24 protein-coding genes are annotated in these 25,842 nt (G+C 55.2%); 4 read left to right on the top strand and 20 right to left on the bottom strand.

Annotation, left to right across the window (positions count from 1 at the left end; all coding sequences use genetic code 11):
• The 6 genes from CRO33_RS22320 to lolC form a co-directional block, all read right to left on the bottom strand.
• Window positions 1-234 (bottom strand): transposase domain-containing protein (locus CRO33_RS22320; RefSeq protein WP_176505811.1); only part of this gene is annotated, 234 nt, incomplete at its 3' end.
• 114 nt (window positions 235-348) lie between these two features.
• Window positions 349-1,575 (bottom strand): peptidase T, encoded by a 1,227-nt coding sequence (gene pepT / locus CRO33_RS22315; protein WP_038647552.1) that lies wholly within the window; start codon window positions 1,573-1,575, stop codon window positions 349-351.
• A gap of 119 nt (window positions 1,576-1,694) precedes the next feature.
• Complete coding sequence (gene cobB, locus CRO33_RS22310) at window positions 1,695-2,528, bottom strand: Sir2 family NAD+-dependent deacetylase (RefSeq protein WP_034822045.1); 834 nt, start codon at window positions 2,526-2,528, stop codon at window positions 1,695-1,697.
• Window positions 2,529-2,677: 149 nt separating this feature from the next.
• Entirely contained in the window at window positions 2,678-3,922 is a 1,245-nt protein-coding gene (lolE, locus tag CRO33_RS22305; RefSeq protein ID WP_097119632.1) for a lipoprotein-releasing ABC transporter permease subunit LolE, read from the bottom strand.
• Window positions 3,922-4,623 carry a lipoprotein-releasing ABC transporter ATP-binding protein LolD gene (gene lolD / locus CRO33_RS22300; protein WP_097119631.1) on the bottom strand — a complete coding sequence of 234 codons (702 nt, stop codon included), beginning with the start codon at window positions 4,621-4,623 and terminating at the stop codon, window positions 3,922-3,924. Before lolD ends, lolE begins: the two co-directional genes overlap by 1 nt.
• Complete coding sequence (gene lolC / locus CRO33_RS22295) at window positions 4,616-5,815, bottom strand: lipoprotein-releasing ABC transporter permease subunit LolC (RefSeq protein ID WP_097119630.1); 1,200 nt, start codon at window positions 5,813-5,815, stop codon at window positions 4,616-4,618. The genes lolD and lolC overlap by 8 nt, the downstream gene beginning before the upstream one ends.
• A gap of 397 nt (window positions 5,816-6,212) precedes the next feature.
• Between lolC and CRO33_RS22290 the strand changes: the two genes are divergently transcribed.
• Both CRO33_RS22290 and mfd read left to right on the top strand, forming a co-directional pair.
• Window positions 6,213-6,422, top strand: a complete 210-nt coding sequence (locus CRO33_RS22290) for a hypothetical protein (protein WP_034822057.1) — start codon at window positions 6,213-6,215, stop codon at window positions 6,420-6,422.
• A gap of 140 nt (window positions 6,423-6,562) precedes the next feature.
• Entirely contained in the window at window positions 6,563-10,006 is a 3,444-nt protein-coding gene (gene mfd / locus CRO33_RS22285) for a transcription-repair coupling factor (RefSeq protein ID WP_097119629.1), read from the top strand.
• Window positions 10,007-10,171: 165 nt separating this feature from the next.
• Here mfd and CRO33_RS22280 read toward each other — a convergent pair whose 3' ends face one another.
• The 8 genes from CRO33_RS22280 to hinT form a co-directional block, all read right to left on the bottom strand.
• Complete coding sequence (locus CRO33_RS22280) at window positions 10,172-10,714, bottom strand: glycine zipper 2TM domain-containing protein (RefSeq protein WP_034822117.1); 543 nt, start codon at window positions 10,712-10,714, stop codon at window positions 10,172-10,174.
• Between the two features lie 295 nt (window positions 10,715-11,009).
• Entirely contained in the window at window positions 11,010-12,314 is a 1,305-nt protein-coding gene (locus CRO33_RS22275) for an NAD(P)/FAD-dependent oxidoreductase (protein WP_097119628.1), read from the bottom strand.
• A gap of 212 nt (window positions 12,315-12,526) precedes the next feature.
• The gene (ycfP, locus tag CRO33_RS22270; protein WP_034822066.1) at window positions 12,527-13,069 is read right to left on the bottom strand and encodes an alpha/beta hydrolase YcfP; all 543 of its coding nucleotides are present in this window, start codon (window positions 13,067-13,069) and stop codon (window positions 12,527-12,529) included.
• A 39-nt stretch (window positions 13,070-13,108) separates the two neighbouring features.
• A complete protein-coding gene (gene nagZ, locus CRO33_RS22265) occupies window positions 13,109-14,152 on the bottom strand; it encodes a beta-N-acetylhexosaminidase (RefSeq protein WP_097119627.1) in 1,044 nt (347 codons plus the stop codon).
• A gap of 15 nt (window positions 14,153-14,167) precedes the next feature.
• Window positions 14,168-15,010, bottom strand: coding sequence for a thiamine kinase (thiK, locus tag CRO33_RS22260; RefSeq protein ID WP_441339776.1), 843 nt, complete (start codon window positions 15,008-15,010; stop codon window positions 14,168-14,170).
• Complete coding sequence (gene lpoB / locus CRO33_RS22255; RefSeq protein WP_097119625.1) at window positions 14,970-15,566, bottom strand: penicillin-binding protein activator LpoB; 597 nt, start codon at window positions 15,564-15,566, stop codon at window positions 14,970-14,972. The genes thiK and lpoB overlap by 41 nt, the downstream gene beginning before the upstream one ends.
• A gap of 10 nt (window positions 15,567-15,576) precedes the next feature.
• Window positions 15,577-15,942, bottom strand: coding sequence for a YcfL family protein (locus CRO33_RS22250; protein ID WP_058959574.1), 366 nt, complete (start codon window positions 15,940-15,942; stop codon window positions 15,577-15,579).
• Window positions 15,943-15,960: 18 nt separating this feature from the next.
• The gene (hinT, locus tag CRO33_RS22245; protein ID WP_097119624.1) at window positions 15,961-16,311 is read right to left on the bottom strand and encodes a purine nucleoside phosphoramidase; all 351 of its coding nucleotides are present in this window, start codon (window positions 16,309-16,311) and stop codon (window positions 15,961-15,963) included.
• Between the two features lie 358 nt (window positions 16,312-16,669).
• On the opposite strand from hinT, the gene CRO33_RS22240 reads away from it, so the two are divergent.
• The gene (locus tag CRO33_RS22240) at window positions 16,670-18,274 is read left to right on the top strand and encodes an MFS transporter (RefSeq protein ID WP_097119623.1); all 1,605 of its coding nucleotides are present in this window, start codon (window positions 16,670-16,672) and stop codon (window positions 18,272-18,274) included.
• Window positions 18,271-19,410, top strand: a complete 1,140-nt coding sequence (gene bglB / locus CRO33_RS22235; RefSeq protein WP_097119622.1) for a beta-galactosidase BglB — start codon at window positions 18,271-18,273, stop codon at window positions 19,408-19,410. Before CRO33_RS22240 ends, bglB begins: the two co-directional genes overlap by 4 nt.
• A gap of 345 nt (window positions 19,411-19,755) precedes the next feature.
• On the opposite strand, the gene ptsG is transcribed toward bglB, so the two are convergent.
• From ptsG to pabC, 6 genes are all read right to left on the bottom strand, one after another.
• Entirely contained in the window at window positions 19,756-21,189 is a 1,434-nt protein-coding gene (ptsG, locus tag CRO33_RS22230; RefSeq protein ID WP_058959578.1) for a PTS glucose transporter subunit IIBC, read from the bottom strand.
• A 283-nt stretch (window positions 21,190-21,472) separates the two neighbouring features.
• Complete coding sequence (locus CRO33_RS22225) at window positions 21,473-22,264, bottom strand: metal-dependent hydrolase (protein WP_034830707.1); 792 nt, start codon at window positions 22,262-22,264, stop codon at window positions 21,473-21,475.
• Window positions 22,265-22,281: 17 nt separating this feature from the next.
• A complete protein-coding gene (gene holB / locus CRO33_RS22220; protein WP_097119621.1) occupies window positions 22,282-23,271 on the bottom strand; it encodes a DNA polymerase III subunit delta' in 990 nt (329 codons plus the stop codon).
• Window positions 23,268-23,903 (bottom strand): dTMP kinase, encoded by a 636-nt coding sequence (gene tmk, locus CRO33_RS22215; protein ID WP_097119620.1) that lies wholly within the window; start codon window positions 23,901-23,903, stop codon window positions 23,268-23,270. Before tmk ends, holB begins: the two co-directional genes overlap by 4 nt.
• Window positions 23,893-24,912 carry an endolytic transglycosylase MltG gene (gene mltG / locus CRO33_RS22210; RefSeq protein WP_097119619.1) on the bottom strand — a complete coding sequence of 340 codons (1,020 nt, stop codon included), beginning with the start codon at window positions 24,910-24,912 and terminating at the stop codon, window positions 23,893-23,895. The genes tmk and mltG overlap by 11 nt, the downstream gene beginning before the upstream one ends.
• Complete coding sequence (pabC, locus tag CRO33_RS22205) at window positions 24,909-25,721, bottom strand: aminodeoxychorismate lyase (RefSeq protein ID WP_097119618.1); 813 nt, start codon at window positions 25,719-25,721, stop codon at window positions 24,909-24,911. The genes mltG and pabC overlap by 4 nt, the downstream gene beginning before the upstream one ends.
• Window positions 25,722-25,842 lie beyond the last annotated feature (121 nt).

Below are 25,842 nucleotides of genomic sequence, written 5' to 3'. Positions count from 1 at the left end.
CAGAAGGATATCCAGGTGTGAGACGAGCTGGGTCATCGAATGGGAGCGAAAAAGTGCCATGCCGGTCACAGCCCAGACCATCATTTCCATCGATAACCGGCGCTTTCGTAACGTCACTGTGCCGGTATCAGCAAGACACTCATCAATGAGCTCAGGAGAAAGGAGATCAGAAAGCGTCGAGAATTCCTGAGGCGTAAAGTGATGAACGATATCGAGAGCCTGACTGAGAAGCATAAAAAAATCCGTAATCCCTGAGAGATTACGGATTTTTGCAGAACTGCCGGATCGTTCAACCGATCATTTTTGTCTTAACTGATCGGCATTACTGCTTAGCAGGCCTTTTTCATACTATTTCTTCTCTGCTGCCAGCGCAGACAAGCGCACAATCACATCCACCGCCTGCGACATCACATTTAATGACGCGAACTCGTGTTTACCGTGGTAGTTATAGCCGCCGGTGAACAAGTTCGGGCAAGGCAAGCCTTTCCACGATAGCGCAGAGCCGTCGGTGCCACCGCGAATCGGCTTCACCACCGGTTCAATCCCGCAATCACGAATGGCCTGCAGCGCCAGCTCAATAATCTGCGGATGTGGCTCAACTTTCTCACGCATATTGCGGTAGCTGTCGCTAATCTCTACTTTCACTGAGCATTCAGCCTGCAGCCCCTTCCCAACGCGCGCAGCAATCTCTTCCAGCAGCTGTTTACGCTGTTCATAACTGTCGGCGTCGAAATCACGAATCAAATACATTAACTCGGCATGCTCAACCGTGCCTTTGATGGTATGCAGATGGAAAAAGCCTTCATAACCGTCGGTGAACTGCGGTTTTTCTTTGGCGGGCAGCTCGGCGTGGAAACGCATCGCCAGATCCAGTGCATTCACCATGACGTTTTTCGCACTGCCGGGGTGCACGTTATTGCCGGTGATTTTCACCATCGCGGTTGCTGCATTGAAGTTTTCAAATTCAAATTCGCCGAGATCGCTGCCATCAATGGTGTACGCCCAGTCCGCTGCAAAACCTTCAACATCGAAATGAGAGGTGCCGCGTCCAATCTCTTCATCTGGGGTAAATGCCACACGAATCGCGCCGTGCGGAATATTCTCTTTCACCAGTCGCGCCATCGCCGTCATGATTTCAGCGATACCCGCTTTATCATCTGCGCCCAGCAAGGTTTTGCCATCGGTGGTGATCAGCGTATGGCCAATCAATTTGTGAAGAATCGGGAACATCACCGGCGAGAGAATTTCGTCACCGTTGCCCAGCGCAATATCGCCGCCACGGTAGTTTTCGATAATCTGCGGATTGACGTTTTTAGCGGTGAAATCCGGTGACGTATCCATATGCGAGATAAAGCCGATCACCGGGGTCGGCCAGTCAACGTTGGCGGGCAAAGTGCCCATCACGCAGCAGTGATCGCTCAGGGACACATCAACAAATCCCAGTGCAATCAGCTCTTCCTGTAACTGACGCGCCAGCGTCCACTGCCCTTCACTGCTGGGCACCTGACGCGCCTGCGGTTTTGACTGAGTTTCTACGGCCACATAACTGAGAAAACGCTCAAGTAATTGATCCATTTGTCATCCCTCTAAAGAACCTGCGTTATTATCATGGCGCGTGAGGCGCGCCATGTTGCGTCAAATCATTATCCTTCAGGTTAGCGTTCTCAGCGCAAAGTGCTTAACCATGTATCGTCTTACTTATACAGCCCGCGTAGAAAGGTATGCACAAAATCCGGTACCACCTCACTGGCCAAGCCGTACTGGCTTTCCGCGAACTCATTGCCCACCTGACTCGGCTCCAGATTAAGCTCAACGGTATGCGCACCCTGCAGTTTTGCTTCATGCACAAAGCCGGCGGCGGGATAGACATGCCCGGAGGTGCCAATGGCGATAAACAGATTGGCTTTCTCGATCGCCTGATAAATCTCTTCCATGCCGAGCGGCATTTCTCCAAACCACACCACATGCGGACGGAGTCGGGCCGGGAACTGGCAGCAGGTGCAACGATCGTCCGGCTTAACATCCTCCGTCCAATCCAGCACCTGACCACTGCTTTCACAGCGCACTTTTAGCAATTCACCGTGCATATGCAACACGCGCTGACTGCCTGCCCGCTCATGGAGATTATCGATGTTCTGCGTCACCAACAGGAAGTTGTCGCCCAGCACCTGTTCAAGTTCGGCCAGCGCTTTGTGCGCGGCATTTGGCTGAATCTCCGGCTGTTGCAACTGACGGCGGCGCGCATTGTAGAATCCTTGCACCAGATCGGGATTACGATGAAATCCTTCTGGTGTAGCAACATCTTCAACCCGATGCTCTTCCCATAATCCGTCGGCAGCGCGGAAGGTTTGAATGCCTGACTCGGCGGAGATGCCAGCGCCGGTCAGTACCACGACGCGCGGTTGCGGGTGCGCAGCCAGTTCAGCTTTGCGATCGCGTTCAAAGATGCGCTGGCGAAAGCGCTGATGCACTTTGCGGCGATTTTTCTTGTCGCGGGCGAGTCGTAGGCGGCGGCGCGGTATGCGCATAAAAGCTCCTTATGCTGCGGTGGTTGTCACCGCATGTCGGGTGTTTGGCTCGGGATAATGGTTCCCGATAATAGCGGCTGCGCATGACGGCTGCATGCCACAGACGCTGAAAATGTGCGCAGCCGCGAAGGCGGCTGCGTTTTTTATCATTACTGTCCGCTCAGTACGCGAGCCGGATCGATTCGACTGGCACGCCGCGCCGGATACCAGCTGGCAATCAGGCTGAGCAGGATGGCGGTCACCAGCACCGAAATCACATCAATCCAGTGCAGCTCCGATGGCAGGAAATCAATGAAGTAGATATCCCCCGCCAGCAACTGATGACCGGTAAGGTGCTCCAGCCCACGCACGATCGGCGTCAGGTTGAGCGCCACCAGCACGCCCACCACCACGCCGCTGATGCTGCCGAGCAATCCGGCCAGCAAGCCATACCAGATAAAAATGGCACGGATCAGGCCATCTTTAGCACCCAACGTGCGCAGCACCGCAATATCACTGCTCTTGTCTTTCACCGCCATCACTAACGTGGAGACGATATTGAAACAGGCCACGCCAATCACCAGCACCATCGCCAGATACATAATCGCGCGGATCATCTGGATATCGCGGTACATGTAACCGTAGGTGCCAATCCAGCTCTTGATATAGACATAGGAATGCGTGGCTTCACCCGCATCGCGCACCAGTTTTTGCGCCTGGAAGGGATCGCTCATCTTCAGCGCGATGCCACTGACGCTGTCGCCCATATCAAGATATTTTTGCGCATCCGCCAGCGGCACCAGCGCCAGGCTATGATCCAGCATGCCGCTGAGTTGCAGAATGCCTGATACCTGCAGACGAATACGTTTCGGTTGCAGCAGCTTATTTTCACCGTCATTGTTCGGGATCATGATGGTGATCCAATCGCCCTGTTTCACGTTGAGCGATTTGGCAATGCCACCACCGAGGATGATCTGCTGTTTATCTGCGCCGAACTGCTGCCACGCATCGGCATCGACAAAGCTCGGCAAAGCGCTCAGACGTGATTCCTGTTGCGGGTCGACACCTTTCACCTGCAGCGCCTGCATCTTCGCGCCGCTCTCAATCAAGCCGGTGAAGTTAACATAAGGCGCCGCTGCCGCGATACCCGGCACCTTTTCAATCGGTGCGATCATCGGCTGCCAGTTGCGGAAAGGCTGATTCACCGGCTCGATTTCACCGTGCGGCACCACGGCCAGAATGCGCTTGTTCAGCTCGCGTTCAAAACCGTTCATCGCGCTCAGGCCAATAATCAACACGGCAACACCCAGGGCGATGCCGATGGTCGAGATGATGGAGATCAGTGAGACCATGCCACCACGCCGCCGACCGCGACTGAAGCGCAGGCCAAGCAGCAGGGATAATGACGAACCCATCAGATGGCTCCCAGCGTCAGATGCTCGCTCAGCTGACCGTCGCGCATCTCCATCTGGCGATTCAGACGTTTAGCCAGATTCAGATCGTGCGTCACCACCAGAAATGCGGTGCCCTGCTGCTGATTCAGCTCGCCCAGCAGTTTGAAAATCGCATCGGCATTACGCGCGTCCAGGTTACCGGTCGGTTCATCCGCCATCACCAGGCGCGGACGGTTCACCAGCGCACGCGCGATTGCGACACGCTGACGCTCACCGCCCGACAGCTCAGAAGGACGATGCGCAGCGCGTTTTTCCAGTCCGACCGCTGCCAGCATTTCCAGCGCGCGCGAGGCGGCCTCCGCTTTTGCGGTTTTGCCGATCAGCAATGGCATCGCCACGTTCTCCAGTGCCGTGAAGTCTGGCAATAGATGGTGGAACTGATAGATAAAGCCCAGCTCGCGGTTGCGCAGTTCGGCTTTAGCGGCAGAAGACATCCCATTCAGTGATTTGCCGTCGAACACCACGTCACCCGAAGTGGGCGCATCGAGGCCGCCGAGAAGATGCAGTAAGGTACTTTTACCCGAGCCGGAGCTGCCAACGATGGCCGTCAGTTCGCCTGGCTGCAGGCTAAAAGCCACATTGCGCAGCACATCGGTCTGCACGCTGCCTTCCTGATAGCGTTTGCACAGGTCACGACACTGCAACAAGGGGATATTACTCATAACGTAAAGCCTCAGCGGGTTGAACGGCGGCAGCGCGCCATGACGGATAAAGGGTTGAGAGCAGCGCAACGATCATCGAGACCAGCGCAATCGTGACCACCTGCCAGACGTTGATATCAACCGGCAACGCCGCGCCATCCAGGAACAGGCCAATCACTGGCATCAAATTATTCAGCTGGCTGGCGAGCAGCACGCCGAGCAGCGTACCGAGCAAGGTGCCGATAATGCCGGCACTGGCGCCCTGGACCATAAACACCGCGACGATCTGTCGGCGGGTTAAGCCCTGCGTTTGCAGAATCGCCACTTCGCCCTGCTTTTCCATGATCAGCAGGCCGAGTGAAGTAATGATGTTAAACGCCGCCACCGCGATGATCAGACTCAGCAGCAGCCCCATCATGTTTTTTTCCATGCGTACCGCCTGGAACAGATCGCCTTTGCGCTCGCGCCAGTCTTTCAGCGTCAGGCCATCCGGCAGGTGCTGTTCACTGAAGGCATCCACATTCAGCGGTTTATCCAGCCACAAACGCCAGCCGGTGATATTACCCAGCGGATAGCGCATCACGCGGGAGGCATCCTGCTGATTCACCAGAATCTGATAGGCATCGACTTCGCTGTTGGCAGCATAGGTGCCTGCAACGGTGAAGATACGCTGGCTTGGCAAGCGGCCCACCGGCGTAAACTGGCTCACCGTCGGCACCATCAGACGCAGCTGGTCGCCACGTTTAACGCCCAACTGAGACGCCAACTGTTCACCGAGAATCACATTGTATTGGCCCGGTTGCAGCACGTTCTGTTGCGTGTTCACAAGATAAGGGGTGAGTGGGTCTTGTTCGTCCGGGTTGATGCCCAGCATCACGCCCACTGAGACATTGCGCGCGCTTTGCAGCACCACATCAGCGGTGGTCAGCGGGGCCACACGCGTGACGCCCTGCAGTTTGAGGCTCTCCGCCGTCACCTGTTGTGGATTGATGCTGCCTTTGTCGCTGGTGACCAACGCTTGCGGCATCAGGCCGAGGATATTGCCCTCCAGCTCACGCTCGAAGCCGTTCATCACCGACAGTACGGTGACCAGCGCCAGCACGCCCAGCGTGATACCGATGGTGGAAAGCCAGGAGACGAAGCGACCGAAGCGGTCTGAGGCACGTCCACGCATGTAGCGCAAACCGATGAATAACGCGACTGGTTGATACATGAGATCCGTCTTGGCAGTTGCCTGAAAATAAGTAGTGGGATGATAAAGGAGCAGCCCTGTTTATGAAACCTCTAACCCTCTGAGTCTGTGGCAAAGTTGCATCCAAATACGTCGCAATCTGCGTCAATGCATAAAATTGCGACAAAATAATGATACTTATTGTGCGTTTATTAGGCATACCCTGCGGTAGACTTCTCCATGTAGCACAAATTTATGTCCAGCCGGCACCGCAGTATGCCCGTTTAATCAGCACCGCAGTCAGCCCAAAGATTTCGTGCTGTGGCAAGGCGGCAAGCCTGCTAATCCCCAGGAGCTTACATCAGTAAGTGACTGGGGTTAGCAGGCGCAGCCAACGCCGCCACGGTGCGAAAGATGCCGGGCGAAAAGGAGTATACCCATGTTCAGATTTCCGAAGGGCAGTATCGTGAAACACAAATCGGGAGAAATCAGAGGCGAGATCGTCAACGTCTTTGAACAGGGAGATGCGGCAACCGGCTATTACGTGAAGTGGGACGACGGCAACCACAGCTATCATCTGGAAAAAGAGCTGTCCTGGGCTAACGTCGATCGTCCGCGCATGCACTACACACAGCAATCAAGTAAGTGACCGGGGTTCGCAGACGCAGCTAACGCGGCCACAGCGCGAAGTATGAAGGGCGATGAGAAATAGCACCGCGACAGATGATCCTGGGGGCAGATTATGGAATGATGACGCCCTGGAATCCAAGGAGAGAATGTCGAGTCCTTATGTCGGAACAGAGTCGTTATACCCTGCCTGCGAAAGCGGGCGATCATCGTCAGCTCGGCGAACTGATTGGTGCCGCGCAGGCGGTTGAGTGCGCCAGTATCACCGAACGCCACCCGGGTCCGGTGCTGATGATTACGCCGGATATGCAATCTGCCCTGCGTCTGCAGGAGGAGATTCGCCAGTTCACCGATCTGCCGGTCACCAATCTCGCCGACTGGGAAACGCTGCCTTACGACAGCTTCTCGCCGCATCAGGACATTATCTCTGCCCGTCTTTCCACCCTTTATCAACTGCCCAATCTGACGCGCGGCATGCTGATTATGCCGGTCAACACGCTGATGCAGCGCGTCTGTCCGCACAGCTTCCTGCATGGACATGCGCTGGTGATGAAGCAGGGGCAAAAACTCTCGCGCGATGCGCTGCGTGATCAGCTGGAGCAGGCTGGCTATCGCCATGTCGATCAGGTGATGGAGCACGGCGAGTACGCCACGCGCGGCGCGCTGCTGGATCTGTTCCCAATGGGCAGCGATCAGCCCTATCGTATCGACTTCTTTGATGACGAAATTGACAGCCTGCGCCTGTTCGATGCGGACAGCCAACGCACGCTGGAAGCGGTTGACGCCATCAATTTGCTGCCTGCGCACGAGTTTCCCACTGATAAAGCGGCGATTGAGCTGTTCCGCAGCCGCTGGCGCGAGCTATTTGATGTGCGCCGCGAGCCGGAGCATGTCTATCAGCAGGTGAGCAAAGGCACGCTGCCTGCCGGGATCGAATACTGGCAGCCGCTGTTCTTTGAGCAGGAGTTGCCTACCCTGTTCAGCTATCTGCCTGCTAACACGCTGGTACTCAACAGTGGCGATCTGCACGGCAGCGCCGATCGCTTCTGGCAGGATGCTGTCGCGCGTTTCGACAATCGCCGCATCGATCCTATGCGCCCGCTGCTGGAGCCTGCAACGTTGTGGCTGCGCCCGGACGCGTTGCTCGGCGAACTGAAAGCCTGGCCACGCATGCAGCTCAGCAGCGAAACGCTGCCAGAAAAAGCCGCCAATACCAATCTCGGCTATCAACCGCTGCCGGAACTGACGGTGCAGGCCCAGGCGAAAGCGCCACTCGATCTGCTGCGTCAGTTCATGGAGCAGTTTGATGGGCAGATCATTTTCTCAGTAGAAAGTGAAGGCCGTCGTGAAAGCCTGCAGGAATTGCTGGCGCGCATCAAACTGCGCCCACAGCCGATTGAACGCTTTGAAGAAGCCGCCAAACAGCCGCACAGTTTAATGATTGGTGCCAGCGAACGCGGCTTTATTGATAGCGCGGGCCATCGCGCGTTGATTTGTGAAAGCGACCTGCTGGGTGAGCGTGTCAGCCGTCGTCGCCAGGATAATCGCCGTACCATCAATCCCGATGTGTTGATCCGCAACCTCGCCGAGCTACATCCCGGCCAGCCGGTGGTGCATCTGGAACACGGTGTGGGCCGTTATATTGGCCTGACTACACTGGAAGCCGGCGGCATTGTCGCGGAATATCTGATGCTCTCCTATGCGGGCGACGCCAAGCTGTACGTGCCCGTTTCATCACTGCACCTGATCAGCCGTTATGCGGGTGGCGCGGATGAGAATGCCCCGCTGCACAAGCTGGGCAGCGATGCCTGGTCACGCGCACGCCAGAAAGCGGCGGAGAAAGTGCGTGATGTGGCGGCCGAACTGCTGGATATCTACGCCCAACGCGCGGCCAAAACCGGCTTCGCCTTTAAGCACGATCGCGATCAGTATCAACTGTTCTGCGAAGGCTTCCCGTTTGAGACTACGCCGGATCAGGGCCAGGCCATTAATGCGGTGCTGAGCGACATGTGCCAGCCGCTGGCAATGGATCGTCTGGTGTGCGGTGACGTAGGCTTTGGTAAAACTGAAGTGGCGATGCGCGCCGCCTTCCTCGCGGTGGAGAATGCCAAACAAATCGCCGTGCTGGTGCCCACCACCCTGCTGGCGCAGCAGCATTACGATAACTTCCGCGACCGTTTCGCCAACTGGCCAGTGCGCATTGAGATGCTGTCACGCTTCCGTAGCGCGAAAGAGCAGAGTCAGGTGCTGGAACAGGCACGTGAAGGCAAAGTGGATATTCTGATCGGCACGCATAAGTTGCTGTCAAACGACCTGAAATGGCACGATCTCGGTCTGTTGATTGTCGATGAAGAGCACCGTTTTGGCGTGCGTCATAAAGAGCGTATTAAAGCGATGCGCGCGGACGTTGATATCCTGACGCTCACTGCTACCCCCATCCCGCGTACGCTGAATATGGCGATGAGCGGCATGCGCGATCTGTCGATCATTGCAACACCGCCAGCCCGCCGTCTGGCAGTGAAAACCTTTGTGCGCGAGTACGACAGCCTGGTGGTGCGTGAAGCGCTGCTGCGTGAAATTTTACGCGGCGGTCAGGTTTACTATCTCTACAACGATGTTGAGAACATCGAAAAAGCCGCACAGCGGCTGGCGGAGCTGGTGCCGGAGGCCCGCATCGCCATCGGCCACGGCCAGATGCGCGAGCGCGAGCTGGAACGGGTGATGAATGATTTCCACCACCAGCGTTTTAACGTGCTGGTGTGTACCACCATCATCGAAACCGGTATTGATGTGCCGAGCGCCAACACCATCATCATTGAGCGTGCTGACCACTTTGGCCTGGCGCAGCTGCATCAGCTGCGTGGCCGCGTCGGGCGCTCACACCATCAGGCCTATGCCTGGCTGTTAACGCCGCATCCAAAAGCCATGACCACTGATGCGCAGAAGCGTCTGGAGGCGATTGCCTCGCTGGAAGACCTGGGCGCGGGCTTTGCGCTGGCGACGCACGATCTTGAGATTCGCGGTGCCGGCGAGCTGCTGGGCGAAGATCAAAGCGGCCAGATGGAAACGATCGGTTTCACGCTGTATATGGAACTGCTGGAAAACGCCGTGGATGCGCTGAAGGCCGGGCGCGAGCCATCGCTGGAAGATCTCACCAGCAACCAGACCGAAATCGAACTGCGCATGCCTGCGCTGCTGCCGGATGACTTTATCCCGGACGTGAACACGCGTTTGTCACTCTATAAACGCGTTGCCTCAGCCAGTGACGAGCAGGAACTGGCTGAACTGAAGGTTGAGATGATCGATCGTTTTGGCAAGTTGCCGGATGCGGCGCGCAACCTTCTGGATGTGGCGGCTTTACGTCTGGTGGCGCGAGAACTGGGCGTGCGTAAAATTGAAGCCAGTGAAAAAGGCGGATTCTTCGAGTTCGCGCCGCAGAATCATGTCGATCCTGGTTGGTTGATTGGCCTGCTGCAAAAAGATCCTAAACAGTGGAAGTTGGATGGTCCGACCCGTCTGAGATTCACTCGTGATTTGGAAGAGCGCAAAGTGCGGATGGAGTGGATTCAGGGCTTCATTGCCGAGCTGGCGAAGAACCGGATTTAGCGTCCTCAGCCGCATCTCGCCTGGCGAAGCGATACATTGCGCTTCTGCATGCAACATGGTGGCTATCGGGACGCGAGATGAATCTCGCCGCGCCGATAGCCACCATAAAAAAAGCGCCTTACGGCGCTTTTTTCGTTACTGCTGCTGTGACGTGTCTTTGCCCAATCAGGCCTGATTCGAATTCAGGATCAGCTGACCATTACGGTCAAGCGGAATGCGGGTGCCAGGGTCATTTTCCATGCGGATTTTGCCCTGCTGGTCGCCTATTTTATAGGTCACATCATAACCCAGCATTTTTTCCTGTTTATCATAAACGGTTTTGCAACGCTGCTCGTTGGTGGTGTAGGTATCACGATCCTGCAGTGCCCCCTGCACCTGGTTACCACCGTAACCGCCCGCCAGCGCGCCCGCTACCGTTGCGACATCGCGCCCACGACCGCCACCAAACTGGTGACCGAGCACGCCGCCCGCCACTGCACCCAGTACCGAACCGGCGATGCGGTTCTCATCCTGTACCGGACGACGATGCGTTAACGTCACGTTGCGACACTCCTGTCGCGGTTGTTTAATGCTCTCTTTAATCGGCGTAGCCGAGAGAACTTGTGCATACTGCGGGCCGCGATCAAAGACATCCATGCTGGCGACGGCGGCAACCCCTAACGCTGCTGCCACGCCGATACCGATACCCGCTAACATTGATTTATTCACAGGAATGTCCTCCTGAATGTTGTTACCGCGCATTCCTGCCGCTACGAAATCCTGTGTAGCCGAGGCATAACCGGCGTGCGCGACGCGCCGTGTTTGTGGATATAAGTTTTACAGATGGTCCGTAATTGCAACATCAGATTAATGGAGGAAACGCAGCGGAAAGCCGTCAGGGCCAGTTTTTCGGAGAGTTCTGAGAGAGGCTGAAATACCGCCGTAACCTTAAACTGAATTGTCGTTTTTCAGCGGGTTACGGCAGGCAGAGCGGCATCGGGCGGCAGAGGACCGCCCGAAAACATTAGTGCAACTTGAGGCGAGGACGCAGCACGCGGTTCAGGCTACCGACCAGCATCATCAGGCCGGTTTTGAAGTATCCATGGAGCGCAATCTGGTGCATGCGATATAGAGAAAGGTAGACGAAACGCGCAATGCGCCCTTCTACCATCATCGAGCCGCGCATCAGGTTACCCATCAGGCTACCCACGGTGGTGAAGCGCGACAGTGATACCAGAGAACCGTGATCTTTATAGACGTAGGCTTTGAGCGGTTTGCCTTTGCGTTGCGCCAGAATATTTTCCAGCGCGCGTGACGCCATCTGGTGTGCAGACTGCGCGCGCGGTGGCACAAAACCGCCGCCCGGCAGTGCGCAGGAGGCGCAGTCACCAATCGCGTAGATGTCATCATCCAGCGTGGTTTGCAGCGTGTCTTTCACCACCAACTGATTGATGCGGTTGGTTTCCAGCCCGCCAATCTCTTTCATAAAGTCCGGCGCTTTAATACCGGCAGCCCACACCATCAAGTCAGCATTAATAAATTCGCCGCCTTTGGTATTGAGCCCCTCTTCTGTCGCGCTGGTCACCATGGTTTGCGTCAGGACGCGCACGCCGAGCTTGGTCAGTTCCTGGTGTGCCGCAGCAGAAATGCGCGGTGGCAATGCTGGCAGAATACGCTCACCGGCTTCCACCAGCGTCACGTTCAGTGCAGAGCTATCAAGGCCTTTGTAGCCATAGCTGTGCAGCTGCTTCACGGCATTATAGAGTTCTGCTGACAGCTCAACGCCGGTGGCACCGCCGCCGACAATCGCAATGTTCACTTTTTCCAGGCTACCTTCACTGGCGGAGAAGCGCAGGAACAGGTTAAGCATCTCGTTGTGGAAACGACGAGCCTGATGCGGGTTATCGAGGAAGATGCAGTGATCTTTCACACCCGGAGTGCCGAAGTCATTGGAAGTGCTGCCCAGCGCCATCACCAGACGGTCATAAGCCATCTCGCGCTGCGGTACCAGTAATTCACCGTTAGCATCACGGATTTCCGCCAGCTCAATGGTTTTGTTTTCGCGGTTGATTTGCGTCAACGAACCCAGCTGGAACTGAAAACCGTGATTACGCGCGTGCGCCAGATAGCTCAGGGCATCGATCCCTTCGTCCATCGAACCGGTTGCCACTTCATGCAACAATGGCTTCCACAGATGGCTGTGGTTGCGATCGACGAGAATAATCTCGGCTTTCTTGTTCCTGCCCAGCTTGTGACCGAGCTGCGTTGCCAGCTCTAAGCCGCCGGCACCACCGCCAATAATGACGATTTTTTCCATAGATGTAGTCAACAAAGACCCCCTCAAAGTTGTAAACCAATAGTTAATTAATGGTTACTAAAAACCTTAATAAACATAGGGTTGGCGACGTTAAATCGCGAGCTGAGGGCAGAATATCACGGCGCTAACGACATATCATAAGAAAATTGATGTACATCAATCTTTCAAGCGCATTATCAGAATGTTAAACGTTTTGTGCGCCGCATCACACGGCGCGCGGAGGCTCAGGCAAGGGATTTAAAGGCCTTAATGCGGTGTAAATGCGGCGAGATGTTCTTGAATTTATGGCTGGCCTGTTCGTCCCACACGATTTCATAGAAAGGATGCAGTTGTGCGGCCGTGCGCTGATTATCCAGCGCCTCGTCATGGCGGGACAAAATGGTCAGGCAGCGATCGCGATTCTTTTCACGAAAATCACTGACGCACTTGGTGGCGATATCCAGATACTCTTCCGGACGATCAATCTTGCCTTCCATGTTCTCATACGGGAATAGGTTGGGATTGAAAATCACCTGACGCATACCGCAGAGAAAACCGATACGTTCGGCCCAGTAACCACCCAGCCCCACCCCGCAAATCAAGGGATACGCGTCACCGCCCTGCTGCTGCAATTTATCGCACTCTTTCAGCAGAAACTGCATGTCATGTTTGGGGTGTTGCGTGCTGTAACTGATGAGTCTGACGTCCGGGTCAATAAACTGCAGTTGCAGCACTTTTTCGTGGTTGCCCGGACTATTGGAATCAAAACCGTGCAGATAGATGATCATGATTATCCTCAGCGTGGAATGAAATCCGGGCAGCGACGCTTATCTGCCCGACGCTTTATGCTCCAGCCAGCGCTCCTGTAATGCGCTCAGCTGATGATGATTCTGCTTCCAGCGTTCACTGGATTGCAGTGATTCTCGAGTGTAACGTCCCTGATGGTATAACTGCGTGACACGCTCCGCCTGGATCGGCGTCAAGTTATCCAGCACACTTACCGCCCCGGCACGCTGATTGCACACCAGGATCATATCGCAGCCCGCATTGAGCGACTGCTGTGCGCGCTCAGCATAACTGCCCATTACCGCAGCACCTTCCATCGACAGATCGTCGGAGAAAATCACCCCGTTAAAACCGAGTTCTTTACGCAGCACGGTTTGCAGCCAATAAGGTGAGCCGCTGGCAGGTAATGGATCGATCTCAGTATAGATAACGTGCGCCGGCATCACGGCATCCAGCAGTTGCTCATCAATCAACTGCTTAAAGATCGCCATATCATGCTGGCGCAGTGTGGCGGCATCACGCGGGTCGCGCGGGGTCTCTTTGTGGGAGTCAGCGCTCACCGCACCGTGGCCGGGGAAATGTTTGCCGGTGGTTTTCATGCCCGCTTCGTGCATGCCGTTGATAAAACGGCGAGCAATTTGCAATGCAATCGTCGGATCTTCGTGGAAGGAACGGTCGCCAATCGCCGCGCTGATGTGGCCGATATCCAGCACCGGCGCAAAGCTGATATCGATATCCATGGCAATCATTTCCGCGGCCATCTGCCAGCCCGCCTGCTGTGCCACTTCACCCGCGGTGGCGATATCGTGCAAGGCGGCAAAAGATTGCATCGCCGGGAGTGTGGTAAAGCCTTCACGGAAGCGCTGCACCCGTCCGCCTTCCTGATCCACGGCGACCACTAAACGATTACGCGAAGCAGCGCGAATCTGGCGTACCAGTTCCGCCAGCTGATCCACATCGTGAAAGTTGCGGGCAAACAGAATCAGTCCGCCCACCAGCGGATGCTTCAGAATCTCGCGCTCTTCGGCGTCGAGTTCGTAGCTTTCAACATCCAGCATTAATGGGCCGGGGGTATTCATGGTCATGGTTACAATCCTGAGTTAGAGATCCTGCCAGCTGGCCTGCGCCAGCTGTTGCAAATGAGGGTCACCGCTCTGTTCAGCACGCAGCTGATACCAGCTCGCCATCAGCAGATGCAGCCACGGCTGCCAGCGCCGCATATGTCGCTTAAGTCGCGCTTCGTCAAGCTGGCTGCGTTGCGCGTAACCCGCAATCCAGTCGATTGGGTGTTCACCATCGATCGCGCAGAGCGCCGCGAGTTCCAATGCCACATCGCCATCGGCAGAATATTCCCAATCGATGAGACGTAAGCCGTCTGACGTGGCAATCACATTGCCCGCGTGAACATCCATATGAATCGGCACGAGGCGTAACGGCCGGGGTTCACCCTGCCTGATCAGGCGCTGCAGTTGATGTTGCCAGCGCCAGTGGCGTTGCTGACACAGCTGCCAGTAGTGTTGCAACAGCGGTGTCAGTCGCAAGCGATAGCCTGTCAGCGGCTGCTGATGCAGGCGATGTAGCAAGGCAAGCACCGCATCACGCTGTTGATTGAATTGCTCAGGAGTCAGCACCTCGCCGGGCAACCAGCTCTGTAATAACCAGGGATGATGCCAATCCAGTGGCGTCGGCCCGAGTTGCGCAGCACGCATTCGACGCAAGATGCGATATTCGCGTTGGCGATCAACAAACGGGAGCGGTTGCTGTGGCGCACGACGCGCCAGCAGCTCACCCTGCTCGGTTTTCACCCGCACACTGTTGCCACTCAATCCCGGCAGCGCGAAAAAATGACCGGCAGCTTGCGCCGTCGGCCATTGTTGCTGAATCCGTTGTTGCAGTATGGGATCAGGGTTGAGCAATACCATTGCCTGACCAGATAATTTCACCGGTCTGCACCAGCATCAGCTGCATCTGCAGCGTTGGCGCTTTCACATCGCCCTGAGCACTGCTGTAAAGCACATACTGCGCGTTGACATTGCGTGCCAGGCCAATGGCTTTGCTGCGCGAATTGAGGCTGTCATCGGCGGATAAGCCCAGCGTCTGTTTTGCCTGTGCCAGCTGTTCTGGCGTCACCAGCGTGAATTTGCCGTTGTTTGCCAGCGCATTCTGGATGGCGTCGGTGGCTTTATCACTCTGCAACGCTCCGTTGGTGCTGTTCTTGATGCGATCCACCAGCAGCACGCTGCCTGGATTCACACCAGCAGACTGCACCATATTCCCGACTAACGGCTGCACGCTGGCATTCCAGTTAATGGTTTTCAGTTTTGGCGGCTGCGGCACCGTTTCCGGCGGCGATACCGGCTGCACAGGTGGCTGCTCCGGTTGGGTTGGCGTCGTCGGCTGGGTCGGTTCAACCGGCGCTGGGGTTTGCTGTTTCACCACACAACCGGTGAGCATCAACGCAAATAACAGCGCGCTGGAACGTTTTACACTGCGAATCACAGGTTACTCCTCAGAGATAAAGATAGAGACGCACCTTACTGGCGGTCAGGTTACCGATTTGCGAGACAACTTCAGTGCTGCCATGCGCCGGGACGATTTGAGTTTGAGCCGGCTCTTCCGGTGTTATCTCCAGCCCCTTTTCGTCGTACCAATAGAAACGATAGTGAACGGTCACCGGCGTTTCCCGCTGATTATAGAGCACACTTGAGGCGCGCATCTGCCCATCACGGCTGGCCAGCGTGGGTTCGTCGGTAATGATGCCCGCAGAAAGCACGGAAGATTCCATTACCAGCGATTGCGAGGTGTTGATCATCGGTTTGTCACTGCTGCACCCGACAAGGGTCAGCAACAGCAGGCCACTCAGCCATTGACGCATCACAAGGTCCGCCTGAGGTTAAATAGACAGCATCGGACCCAGCGGCTGACCGCCGACCAGGTGCATATGAATATGATAAACCTCCTGACCACCATGCTGATTACAGTTCATGATCAGACGATAGCCATCCTCGGCAATCCCTTCCTGTTTCGCGATTTTCGCCGCCACGGTAATCATACGGCCTAACGCATGCTCGTGTGCTTCCTGCACGTCATTGGTGGTGGGGATCAATACATTAGGGATAATCAGAATGTGCGTTGGCGCTTTAGGCGCAATATCGCGGAAGGCGGTGACCAGTTCGTCCTGATAAACCACGTCGGCGGGGATTTCGCGACGAATGATCTTACTGAAAATGGTTTCTTCAGCCATGGTGCATTTCCTTAAGCCTGAGTTCAGTCAGGCAGTATGCGCGAGGAATTCGTTTGCTTTCAACCTCAGTACCACTTTTCTTCTGTTAAATGGCTGCCTTTACGCCATTTCATCCCCCAGACAGCATTGCTGTGCTCTCCCTCTCAAATTTACGCCATCGCAGATCACCAAAATGAAACGCTGTTTTATAAATTAGAGATATCACGCCAGTTTCTTTGTGTTTTTGCCACTCAACCGACAACCCTTGCCAAATCACGAAGGTTTGCCGTTGCGCGGCGCTCTACTTTCTATCCAATCCGGGCAAGCAGTACGGAGCAATGAGGGATGTGTCATCCGTCGATTTCAAGGAGAAGCTGCCATGCAGTCTCGTAAGATTGGTCTGGGCCATTATCTGGCTTACGGTTCCGGGGATTTCCTCGGCGCCGGCACCACGGCGCTTACCGCCGCCTGGTTGCTCTATTTCTACACTACCTTCTGTGGGCTTTCGCCGATTGAAGCCACCTTTATTTTTGCTGCAGCCCGCGTGCTGGATGCGGTCGTCAGCCCGTTAATGGGCTTTCTCACCGATAACTTCGGATCCACCTGGCTTGGCAAGCGCTTCGGTCGCCGCAAGTTCTTTATCCTGCTCGGTATCCCGTGCGTGTTCAGTTATAGCCTGATGTGGATCGGCGACATGAGTTTCTGGTGGTATCTGCTGACCTATCTGTTGTTCGATATGGTATACACCATGATTCTGGTGCCGTACGAAACGCTGGTGCCGGAGATGACCGACGACTTTAAACAAAAGACCCGCTTCTCCGGCGCACGTATCGCGCTGGCACAACTGTCATCGATTCTGGCCGCCTTCCTGCCAGGCATCCTGATTGGCTGGTTTGGCAAAGAGAATCCCATCTCCTTCTTTTATGCCAGCCTGGTGTTCTCGGTCATCTGTGCGCTGGTGCTATTCCTGGTGTGGCGCTTCACCTGGGAACGCGCGCCGGAGGATTTTTCCGCCGAGTCACGTCGGGCTGAAGAAGAAAAGGCGCAACTCTCGCTGTTCCAAAGCCTGAAACGACTGTATATCGAGCTGGCCTCCACGTTGCGCATTCGTATCTTCCGTCAACACCTCGGCATGTATCTGGGCGGTTACATCGCTCAGGACGTCTTTAATGCGGTATTTACCTGGTACGTGGTGTTTGTACTGATGCAGAGCGCGCAAATCGCTTCCAGCCTGATGGGAACGATGGCGGTGCTGCAATTTATAGCGGTGATGGCAATGATCCCGCTGTGTATACGCCTCGGACCGGCCCCAGCCTATCGTCTGGTGGTGATGCTGTTTGGCCTCAGCGCCCTCTCCTACGCTGGACTGTGGTACAGCGGGATGAACGATAACTTCGCGCTGTTAGTGCTGATCTCGGCCTTCGCCGGTTTAGGACGTGGCGGCATCAACTACGTGCCATGGAATACCTACACCTATATTGCCGATGTCGATGAAGTGATCACCGGACAGCGACGTGAAGGCATATTCGCCGGGATCATGACATTGACGCGTAAAGCCTCGCAGGCCGGTGCCGTGATGATCGTTGGCATCATGTTGCAGCTGGCGGGTTTCACCTCCGGTAAAACTGAACAGATTCCTGCGGTGGGCCATACCATTCTGCTGATCCTCAGCGTCGGCACCGTTGGGGTGCTGATCTGCGGCTTTATTGTGTCGCTGCGCTTCAAACTGAATCTGCATACCCACACTGTTTTGCGCGAAGAGACGCTGAAGATGCGTGAAGCGGGCCGTGTGGTCCCGGAACGTATAACACCGCAGGCGCGCACCATCGTCGAAACCCTGGCGGGTATGCCATATGAAAACTTATGGGGCAACAACAACGTCGGTTACCTCAACCGTAACAAGCCCGCAGCGCTCGCGCTATCCACGCATCGCGGCACGCTTCACTCTCTCCCTACCCTGATTAACGATAGGAATGAACCATGACTGTATTTCCTGTAAAACACAGCGCCTTGTTGTGCCAGCCTGAATACCTGTTGCCACGCAGTGAATTAGTGCAACTCATCCACAAACTCACTGACAATCTGGTCAATATCACCGATCACAGCGGCGAGTTTTTGCTGCGGCTGGATGATGGCCGCGTCATTGACACTAAGGGTTGGGCTGGCTGGGAATGGACGCACGGCATCGGGCTATATGGCATGCTGCATTACACCCAGCAGACGGGCGATCAGGCAACCCTGAAGATTATCGATGACTGGTTTAGCGCGCGCTTAGCAGAAGGCACACCGACAAAGAACGTGAACACGGTATGCCCATTCCTGACGCTGGCTTATCGTTATGAAGAGACCGGTCATGCAGCATGGCGGCCGGTGCTGGAACGCTGGGCTGAGTGGGTGATGTATGAAATGCCGCGCACTGAGCAAGGCGGTCTACAGCACATCGTTTACAACAACGAAAATACCCAGCAGCTGTGGGACGACACCTTAATGATGAGCGTGATGGCGCTGGCGAAGATTGGCCAGTTACTCGATCGCCCGGAGTTTGTTGAAGAAGCCAGCTATCAATTCCTGATCCACACTCAATACCTGATGGATCGTCAAACCGGTTTGTGGTTCCACGGCTGGACCTTCGATGGCCGACACAATTTTGCTAATGCCCGCTGGGCACGCGGCAACAGTTGGCTGACCATCGTGATCCCGGATTTCCTCGAAATGATGAACTGGCCGGAACAACATGCCACGCGTCGTTTCCTGCAGCAGGTATTGGCCAGTCAGGTCAAGGCATTAGCCGCTTGTCAGCACAGCAGCGGTCTCTGGCATACCCTACTCGACGACCCACAAAGCTATCCGGAAGCGTCTGCCACGGCGGGATTCGCTTATGGAATTCTCAAAGCGGTGCGTAAACGGTATTTGTCTGACGAGTATCGCCCAATGGCCGAAAAAGCCTTGCGTGGCGTGATCGCCAATATTGATGAAGACGGGGAGTTAAAACAGGTGTCGTTTGGCACCGCAATGGGCAGCGATTTGGAGTATTACCGCCAGGTACCGCTGACGTCGATGCCCTATGGTCAGGCGATGGCGCTGCTGTGTCTGACGGAGTATCTGCGGGTTTATCTGTAATCGCATTTACGTTGAAGTGGGAGATAGCGACGGCAGACATGTATAGCGACGCGTGACAGGAACCATAGGCCGTGAAACGTAGCATGACTACCAAATGCCGCTAACACCGATACCCTAATTTCTGGCGATGAGTCTGCTAAGTCCAGTGAGGAACGAGGGTTTTATCCCATACCGCACCTAAGGTGAGGTGCGAGGGAGCGGCGGCAGAGGAGTAAAGCGTCCCGCGACAGGGATGTCGCGGGCCGAGCCCCAGGGATGGTTTATGGCGTCTTTACGATCTGCCGCCGCTTCATCGCACAGGCTCGGCCTCTGCCTTGACCTTGACCTCAGGCCGAGCCCAATCCTTTACATATTACGAATATAATCATCCATCTCAGTTTTCAGGTTATCGGACTTGGTCCCGAAAATCGCCTGAACACCGGAACCGGCCACCACCACGCCACGCGCGCCGAGGTTTTTCAGTTCAGTTTGATTCACTTTTGCCACATCCGCGACACTCACACGCAGACGCGTAATACAGGCATCAAGATTGGTAATATTCTCTTTACCACCAAATGCAGTCACCAGTTTGCCTGCCATCTCGCTACCGGTAGCGCTGCTCTGCTCCATTGCAGTGTCCTCACGTCCAGGTGTTTTCAGATTCAATTTCACAATCAGCACACGGAAAACGGTGTAATAAATCAGGCCGTAAATGATACCGACAATCGGGAACAACCAGATCTTGCTGCTGTTACCGCTCAGCACCACAAAGTCAATCAGACCGTGTGAGAAGCTGGTGCCATCACGCATGCCCAGCAGAATACAGATTGGGAATGCCAGACCCGCCAGAATCGCATGGATCACATACAGAATCGGCGCCACAAACATAAACGAAAATTCAATCGGTTCGGTGATACCGGTCAGGAACGAGGTCAGCGCGGCGGAGATCATAATGCCGCCCACTTTAGCACGGTTTTCCGGCTTAGCCGAGTGCCAGATAGCAATCGCAGCCGCAGGCAGACCGTACATTTTGAACAGGAAGCCGCCAGAGAGTTTACCTGCGGTTGGATCGCCCGCCATATAGCGTGGGATATCACCGTGGAACACCTGACCTGCGGCGTTGGTGAACTCACCAATCTGCATCTGGAAAGGCACGTTCCAGATATGGTGCAGACCAAACGGCACCAGCGAACGCTCAACGACACCGTAAATGCCGAACGCCACCACCGGGTTCTGATAGGCTGCCCACTGGGAGAAATCCTGAATCGCGGTACCAATCGGTGGCCAGATAAAGGACAACACGATACCAGTGAAAATCGCGGTCAGACCGGAAATGATCGGCACAAAACGCTTACCGGCGAAGAAGCCAAGATATTCAGGCAGCTTGATGCGATAAAAACGGTTAAACATATACGCGGCGATGGAGCCGGCAATGATCCCGCCCAGCACCCCGGTATCGGCAAGGTGTTTGGCCTCAATTTCCGCTGGCGGTAAGTGCAACACCAGTGGTGCAACCACCGCCATGGTTTTCACCATGATGCCGTAAGCCACCACGGAAGCCAGCGCCGATACGCCATCGTTATTGGTAAAACCGAGCGCCACGCCAATCGCAAAGATCAGCGGCATGTTGGCGAACACGGAACCGCCCGCCTCCGCCATGACATGTGAAACGACAGCAGGCAACCAGCTGAAGTTAGCCGAACCAACACCTAATAAAATACCGGCAATCGGCAAAACCGATACCGGCAACATTAGCGATTTACCTACTTTTTGCAGGTTCGCAAATGCGTTCTTGAACATAAAAGCTCCTGAGTATGAGTGCATATTTGCGCAGTGCGCTGGCAAAGGGGGAGGATCCTTCACCGGGGTGACGCTGAGCGTCTTTTGATTTATTACGAAGGGTAAAATAAATCGATATTTGTTACTTTGACGGCTATCACGTTTCGCTCAAGACGAACGCTTGCTTTCTGTTGTTTTTGACTGAATTGCCTGGAGAAACAGCAATAAATCACTGCCCGTGCCGCGTTATATGCCGCACAGGTCAGTGATTATAGAATTAATACGGAGTTTAAAATAAAGCGGATTAGCCGCCGAGTCGGCTCATTGGGACATGGAACAGACGCGAGAAGTTTTCTGTGGTCGCTGCAGCCAGGGTTTCGATATCCACACCCTTCAGCACAGCCATATAATCCGCGACATCGCGCGTAAAAGCTGGCTGATTTTCTTTGCCACGATGCGGAACCGGCGCCAGATACGGCGAGTCAGTCTCGACCAGCATGCGATCCAGCGGCACATAACGCGCGGCATCACGAATCTGCTCAGCATTGCGGAAGGTCAAAATGCCGGAGAAGGAGATATAAAAGCCCATATCCAGCAACTGCGCCGCAGTCTCTTTATCTTCAGTAAAGCAGTGCAACACGCCACCACATTTTTCCACCTGCTCTTCACGCAGGATTGCCAGCGTGTCTTCACGTGCATCACGGGTATGTACGATGATCGGCTTATTCAGCGCGATGCCGGTACGGATGTGTTCACGGAACGAGGCTTGCTGCTGCGCTTTGGTCTCCTGCTGATAGAAATAATCCAGCCCGGTTTCGCCCAGTGCAATCACCTGCTCTTCAGCTGCCAGTCGACGAAACTCTTCGACATCGTACGGTGCTTCCTGATTTAACGGATGCACGCCGCACGCCAGGGCGATGTTTTCCCTGTCGCCGACCAGTTGCTTGATCTTGTAGTAATCCGGCAGCGTGGTGGCAATCGCCAGCATAAACTTCACGTCACGCGCGGCGGCTTTGGCGATCACATCGTCCAGATCGCGATGCTGCTTCTCATAATCCAGGCCATCAAGATGGCAGTGCGAATCAACAATAAACATACTTCTCTCTTTTACGCTTAGCCGACCGCCATGGGCGACATTAAGCGTCCCCAGGCTAACAGGCGATCGGTCAAAATCAGTTCACGGTTCAGGGCGGCGACATGCAACAGTTGCTCACGACACTGCATCCACTGCTGGGCGCTGGCGTTGAGAGCACTGCTGTTAAGCTGCTGAGCCAGTTGCGATACGACCTCAGGATGGTCGCCGTTGCTTAACCAGTTGCTGGCACCCTGCTGCACTTTCATGGCATCCACCAGTAATGAAATCAGCCAGCTGAGGCGCTCTGCCACATCGTCGCTGTTCAGCGCGGGCAGCAGTTGCAGTACATCGCGGTTCAACGCGCTGAGCAAGGTTTCACACAGCTTCTCACGTGCCTGCCAACGCTCAGGCTGCAGCAGGGTCAACGCCGCAGCAGGTGCGCCATTGCTCAAGCGCAGAGCGGCTCGCAGTACTGGCTCGGATTGCGGCAACTGTTTCTGCAGCCATTGCAAACTGGGCAACTCTTCTGGTGGGGAAAGATGCCATGTCATGCAGCGGCTGCGCAAGGTTGCCAGCAAACGTGATGGCTCACGGACGCTGAGGAAAAACCAGCAGTTGGCAGGAGGCTCTTCCAGCGTTTTCAACAACGCATTGGCGGCGGCTTCAGTGAGCTGCGCCGCATCCGGCAACCAGACAATCTTTGCTCCGCCCTGCTGAGCAAAATGGTAGAGCTTCTCGGTGACGTCACGAACCGCATCAATACCCAGTGAAGATTTGCCTTTTTCTGCTTCCAGACGATACCAGTCAGGATGCGTCTGCGCCTGCATCAGCTGGCAGCCGTGGCAATGGCCGCAGCTCTTCAAGCCTTCCGGATGTTGGCACATTAACCAGCGGCTAACACCCCACACTAACGCATGGTCACCCATGCCATTAATGGCCTGTATCAGCAAGGCATGGTGTGCCTGACCGCTCTGATGACGGCTGATAATCTGCCGATAGGGCTGATTCAGCCACGGATACCAGTTCATGCCGCCTGACCTGCCAGCCATTTTTGTAGCGCTGATTTAAGTGACGATGTCACTTCTGCAATATTTTGTGTGGCATCAATGGTTAAAATGGTGTCATCGCTGGCAGCCAACGCCAGATAGCGGTCACGTGTGCGTTCAAAGAAACGCAGTGATTCTTGCTCAATACGATCGAGTTCCCCGCGAGCACGCGCGCGTTGCAGGCCAATTTCCGGTGTCACATCCAGGTAGAGGGTCAAGTCCGGACGGAAGTCGCCCAATACCGCATCGCGCAGGGTGGCCATCAACTGCGTATCCAGGCCACGGCCACCGCCCTGGTAAGCCTGGGATGAGAGGTCGTGACGGTCACCAACCACCCAGGCGCCACGCGCTAACGCAGGCTTAATCACGTTCTCGACCAATTGAACACGGGCGGCATACAGCATCAGCAGTTCGGCTTTGTCAGTCACCTGTTCGCCATCAATTCCCTGCTTCACCAGCACGCGTAATTGTTCTGCCAGCGGCGTGCCGCCGGGCTCACGGGTGAACACCACATCGTCGATACCCTGCTCATGCAGCACCGCCACAATGGCATCACGCGCAGTGGTTTTGCCCGCGCCTTCAAGGCCTTCAATGACGATAAACTTACTTTTCATTTTTTTCCTTCATAGCCAGCCGATAGACCTGCACCGCTTTATTATGGCTGGCGAGATTGGTGGTAAAGGTATGTCCGCCTTTGCCATCCGCGACAAAATAGAGATAGTTGGTTTTTTCTGGATGCGCCGCCGCTTCCAGCGAGGCTCGGCCTGGCATCGCGATAGGACCAGGCGGCAAACCGCTAATCGTGTAGGTATTGTAATCGGTCGGCGTTTCGAGGTCTTTACGCGTAATCGTACCGGTGTAGTTATCACCCATACCGTAAATCACGGTAGGGTCGGTTTGCAGCTTCATGCCGGTGCGCAAGCGATTAATAAATACCGAGGCAACGCGCGCGCGCTCTTCCGTCACGCCGGTCTCTTTTTCGATAATCGAGGCCATGGTGACCAGATCTTGCTCATTTTTATAGGGCAGATTGTCCATCCGCCCCTGCCAGATCTCATCCACCAGTTTATTCATGCGCGTGTGTGCCCGCTCCAGCAGCGATATATCACTGGTGTTAGCTGTATACAAATAGGTGTCGGGATAGAAAGCGCCCTCAAGCTGATTTGCATCCATTTTCAGCGCAGCGGCGACAGTCGCAAACTGATCGTCAGTTAGCGTATGTTTGATATAGGGCGCTTGACGCAGTTCGGCCAACCACTCCTTCAGGCGCGAGCCCTCGACAAACCGTACCGGAAATTGCGCTTCTTTACCGCTGGCCAGCAACTGCAACAGCTGTCTTACCGTCATATTGCTTTCCAGTCGGTAGGTGCCGGCTTTGAACTTCGCGAGTTCAGGCTCAAGTTTCAAAAGCGGCCCAAACCAGATACTTTCCGGAATGATGTGTTGGCTTTCCAGTTGCGCTTCCAGCACGACCCGACCACTACCCGCGGGCAATGTGTAGATCGTTTCCTGATTAATGGTCAAAGGGGTATCGGCAAAACGTTCAATCTGCCAATAACTCAATGCCGCCGCGAGGCCGGCAATCGCCACAGCGCTGGCGAGTATTTTTTTCATTCGGGTCATGATGCTTCCATCTTCTGGCAACTGTTATACAGCTGCTGGTACAGCGTGCGTGCGGTGAACGAAACATCGTCAATTTTCCGCACAGGTAAAACCGGCATCAGGGCATTGCAGATCACCACTTCATCGGCGTTCAGCACATCCTCCCTGCTTCCTTCAATCAACTGACAAGCCTGGCCTTCCGACGCTATCTGCGCCATCAGATAACGGCGCATAATGCCATCGACACCCGCTTGCTCAAGACGCGGCGTGAAAACCTGATCACCTTTGCGCCAGAATAAATTGGCCGCACAGCATTCCACCACCGTCCCTGCAGTGTCAAGCACCAGCGCCTCATCAGCATCGGTGTAGTCAAGCTGCTGACGGATCAGCACCTGTTCCAGTCGGTTAAGATGTTTGAGGCCGGCGAGCAGTGGATTGCGCGCCAGTCTCACTGGGCTGGTTATGAGCGCTGCGCCCTGCTGCTGCAAAGTGGTGTAGTGTTGCGGCCACGGAGAAAGGGAGAGGATGCGCGTCGGGGTTGTGCAACCGGTTCGGCTATATCCCCGTCCACCGACGCCTGGCGTCAGAATCACTTTTAAAACGGACTGGGTTTGACCATTGGCGGCATGCTGCATCTCCTCGGCCAGCTGCGCCATATCCGGTAAGGGAATGAATAAACGCTCACAGCCTTCCTGCAATCGCTGCAAATGGGCGTTCAGCAGTTGTATCTTGCCTGCCACTACCGCAGCAGTGGTAAAACAGCCATCACCAAACTGCACCGCGCGATCGCGCGCAGAAAGTTCGAACTGCTCTACGCCGTTTATCCACATACCGCTCACCTTTGGCTACCCTGCCAGTCTGAATACCACTGACAGCGGTAAGAATCCACGCCACTGCGTGACAAAATATAAAAAAGGCCCGCATTGCGGGCCTCTGTTTGGCTGGGTAAAA

The sequence above is a fragment of the Pantoea sp. GL120224-02 genome, from assembly GCF_900215395.1.
Taxonomy (GTDB): domain Bacteria; phylum Pseudomonadota; class Gammaproteobacteria; order Enterobacterales; family Enterobacteriaceae; genus Pantoea; species Pantoea communis.
This window is presented reverse-complemented; position numbering and strand designations above follow the sequence as displayed.

Excerpts from the sequence above, each read along its gene's own strand:
- pepT (WP_038647552.1), bottom strand. The coding sequence starts at position 1,575 with ATGGATCAATTACTTGAGCGTTTTCTCAGTTATGTGGCCGTAGAAACT.
- cobB (WP_034822045.1), bottom strand. The coding sequence starts at position 2,528 with ATGCGCATACCGCGCCGCCGCCTACGACTCGCCCGCGACAAGAAAAAT.
- lolE (WP_097119632.1), bottom strand. The coding sequence starts at position 3,922 with ATGGGTTCGTCATTATCCCTGCTGCTTGGCCTGCGCTTCAGTCGCGGT.
- lolD (WP_097119631.1), bottom strand. The coding sequence starts at position 4,623 with ATGAGTAATATCCCCTTGTTGCAGTGTCGTGACCTGTGCAAACGCTAT.
- lolC (WP_097119630.1), bottom strand. The coding sequence starts at position 5,815 with ATGTATCAACCAGTCGCGTTATTCATCGGTTTGCGCTACATGCGTGGA.
- CRO33_RS22290 (WP_034822057.1), top strand. The coding sequence starts at position 6,213 with ATGTTCAGATTTCCGAAGGGCAGTATCGTGAAACACAAATCGGGAGAA.
- mfd (WP_097119629.1), top strand. The coding sequence starts at position 6,563 with ATGTCGGAACAGAGTCGTTATACCCTGCCTGCGAAAGCGGGCGATCAT.
- ycfP (WP_034822066.1), bottom strand. The coding sequence starts at position 13,069 with ATGATCATCTATCTGCACGGTTTTGATTCCAATAGTCCGGGCAACCAC.
- nagZ (WP_097119627.1), bottom strand. The coding sequence starts at position 14,152 with ATGACCATGAATACCCCCGGCCCATTAATGCTGGATGTTGAAAGCTAC.
- CRO33_RS22250 (WP_058959574.1), bottom strand. The coding sequence starts at position 15,942 with ATGCGTCAATGGCTGAGTGGCCTGCTGTTGCTGACCCTTGTCGGGTGC.
- hinT (WP_097119624.1), bottom strand. The coding sequence starts at position 16,311 with ATGGCTGAAGAAACCATTTTCAGTAAGATCATTCGTCGCGAAATCCCC.
- CRO33_RS22240 (WP_097119623.1), top strand. The coding sequence starts at position 16,670 with ATGCAGTCTCGTAAGATTGGTCTGGGCCATTATCTGGCTTACGGTTCC.
- bglB (WP_097119622.1), top strand. The coding sequence starts at position 18,271 with ATGACTGTATTTCCTGTAAAACACAGCGCCTTGTTGTGCCAGCCTGAA.
- ptsG (WP_058959578.1), bottom strand. The coding sequence starts at position 21,189 with ATGTTCAAGAACGCATTTGCGAACCTGCAAAAAGTAGGTAAATCGCTA.
- CRO33_RS22225 (WP_034830707.1), bottom strand. The coding sequence starts at position 22,264 with ATGTTTATTGTTGATTCGCACTGCCATCTTGATGGCCTGGATTATGAG.
- holB (WP_097119621.1), bottom strand. The coding sequence starts at position 23,271 with ATGAACTGGTATCCGTGGCTGAATCAGCCCTATCGGCAGATTATCAGC.
- tmk (WP_097119620.1), bottom strand. The coding sequence starts at position 23,903 with ATGAAAAGTAAGTTTATCGTCATTGAAGGCCTTGAAGGCGCGGGCAAA.
- mltG (WP_097119619.1), bottom strand. The coding sequence starts at position 24,912 with ATGACCCGAATGAAAAAAATACTCGCCAGCGCTGTGGCGATTGCCGGC.
- pabC (WP_097119618.1), bottom strand. The coding sequence starts at position 25,721 with ATGTGGATAAACGGCGTAGAGCAGTTCGAACTTTCTGCGCGCGATCGC.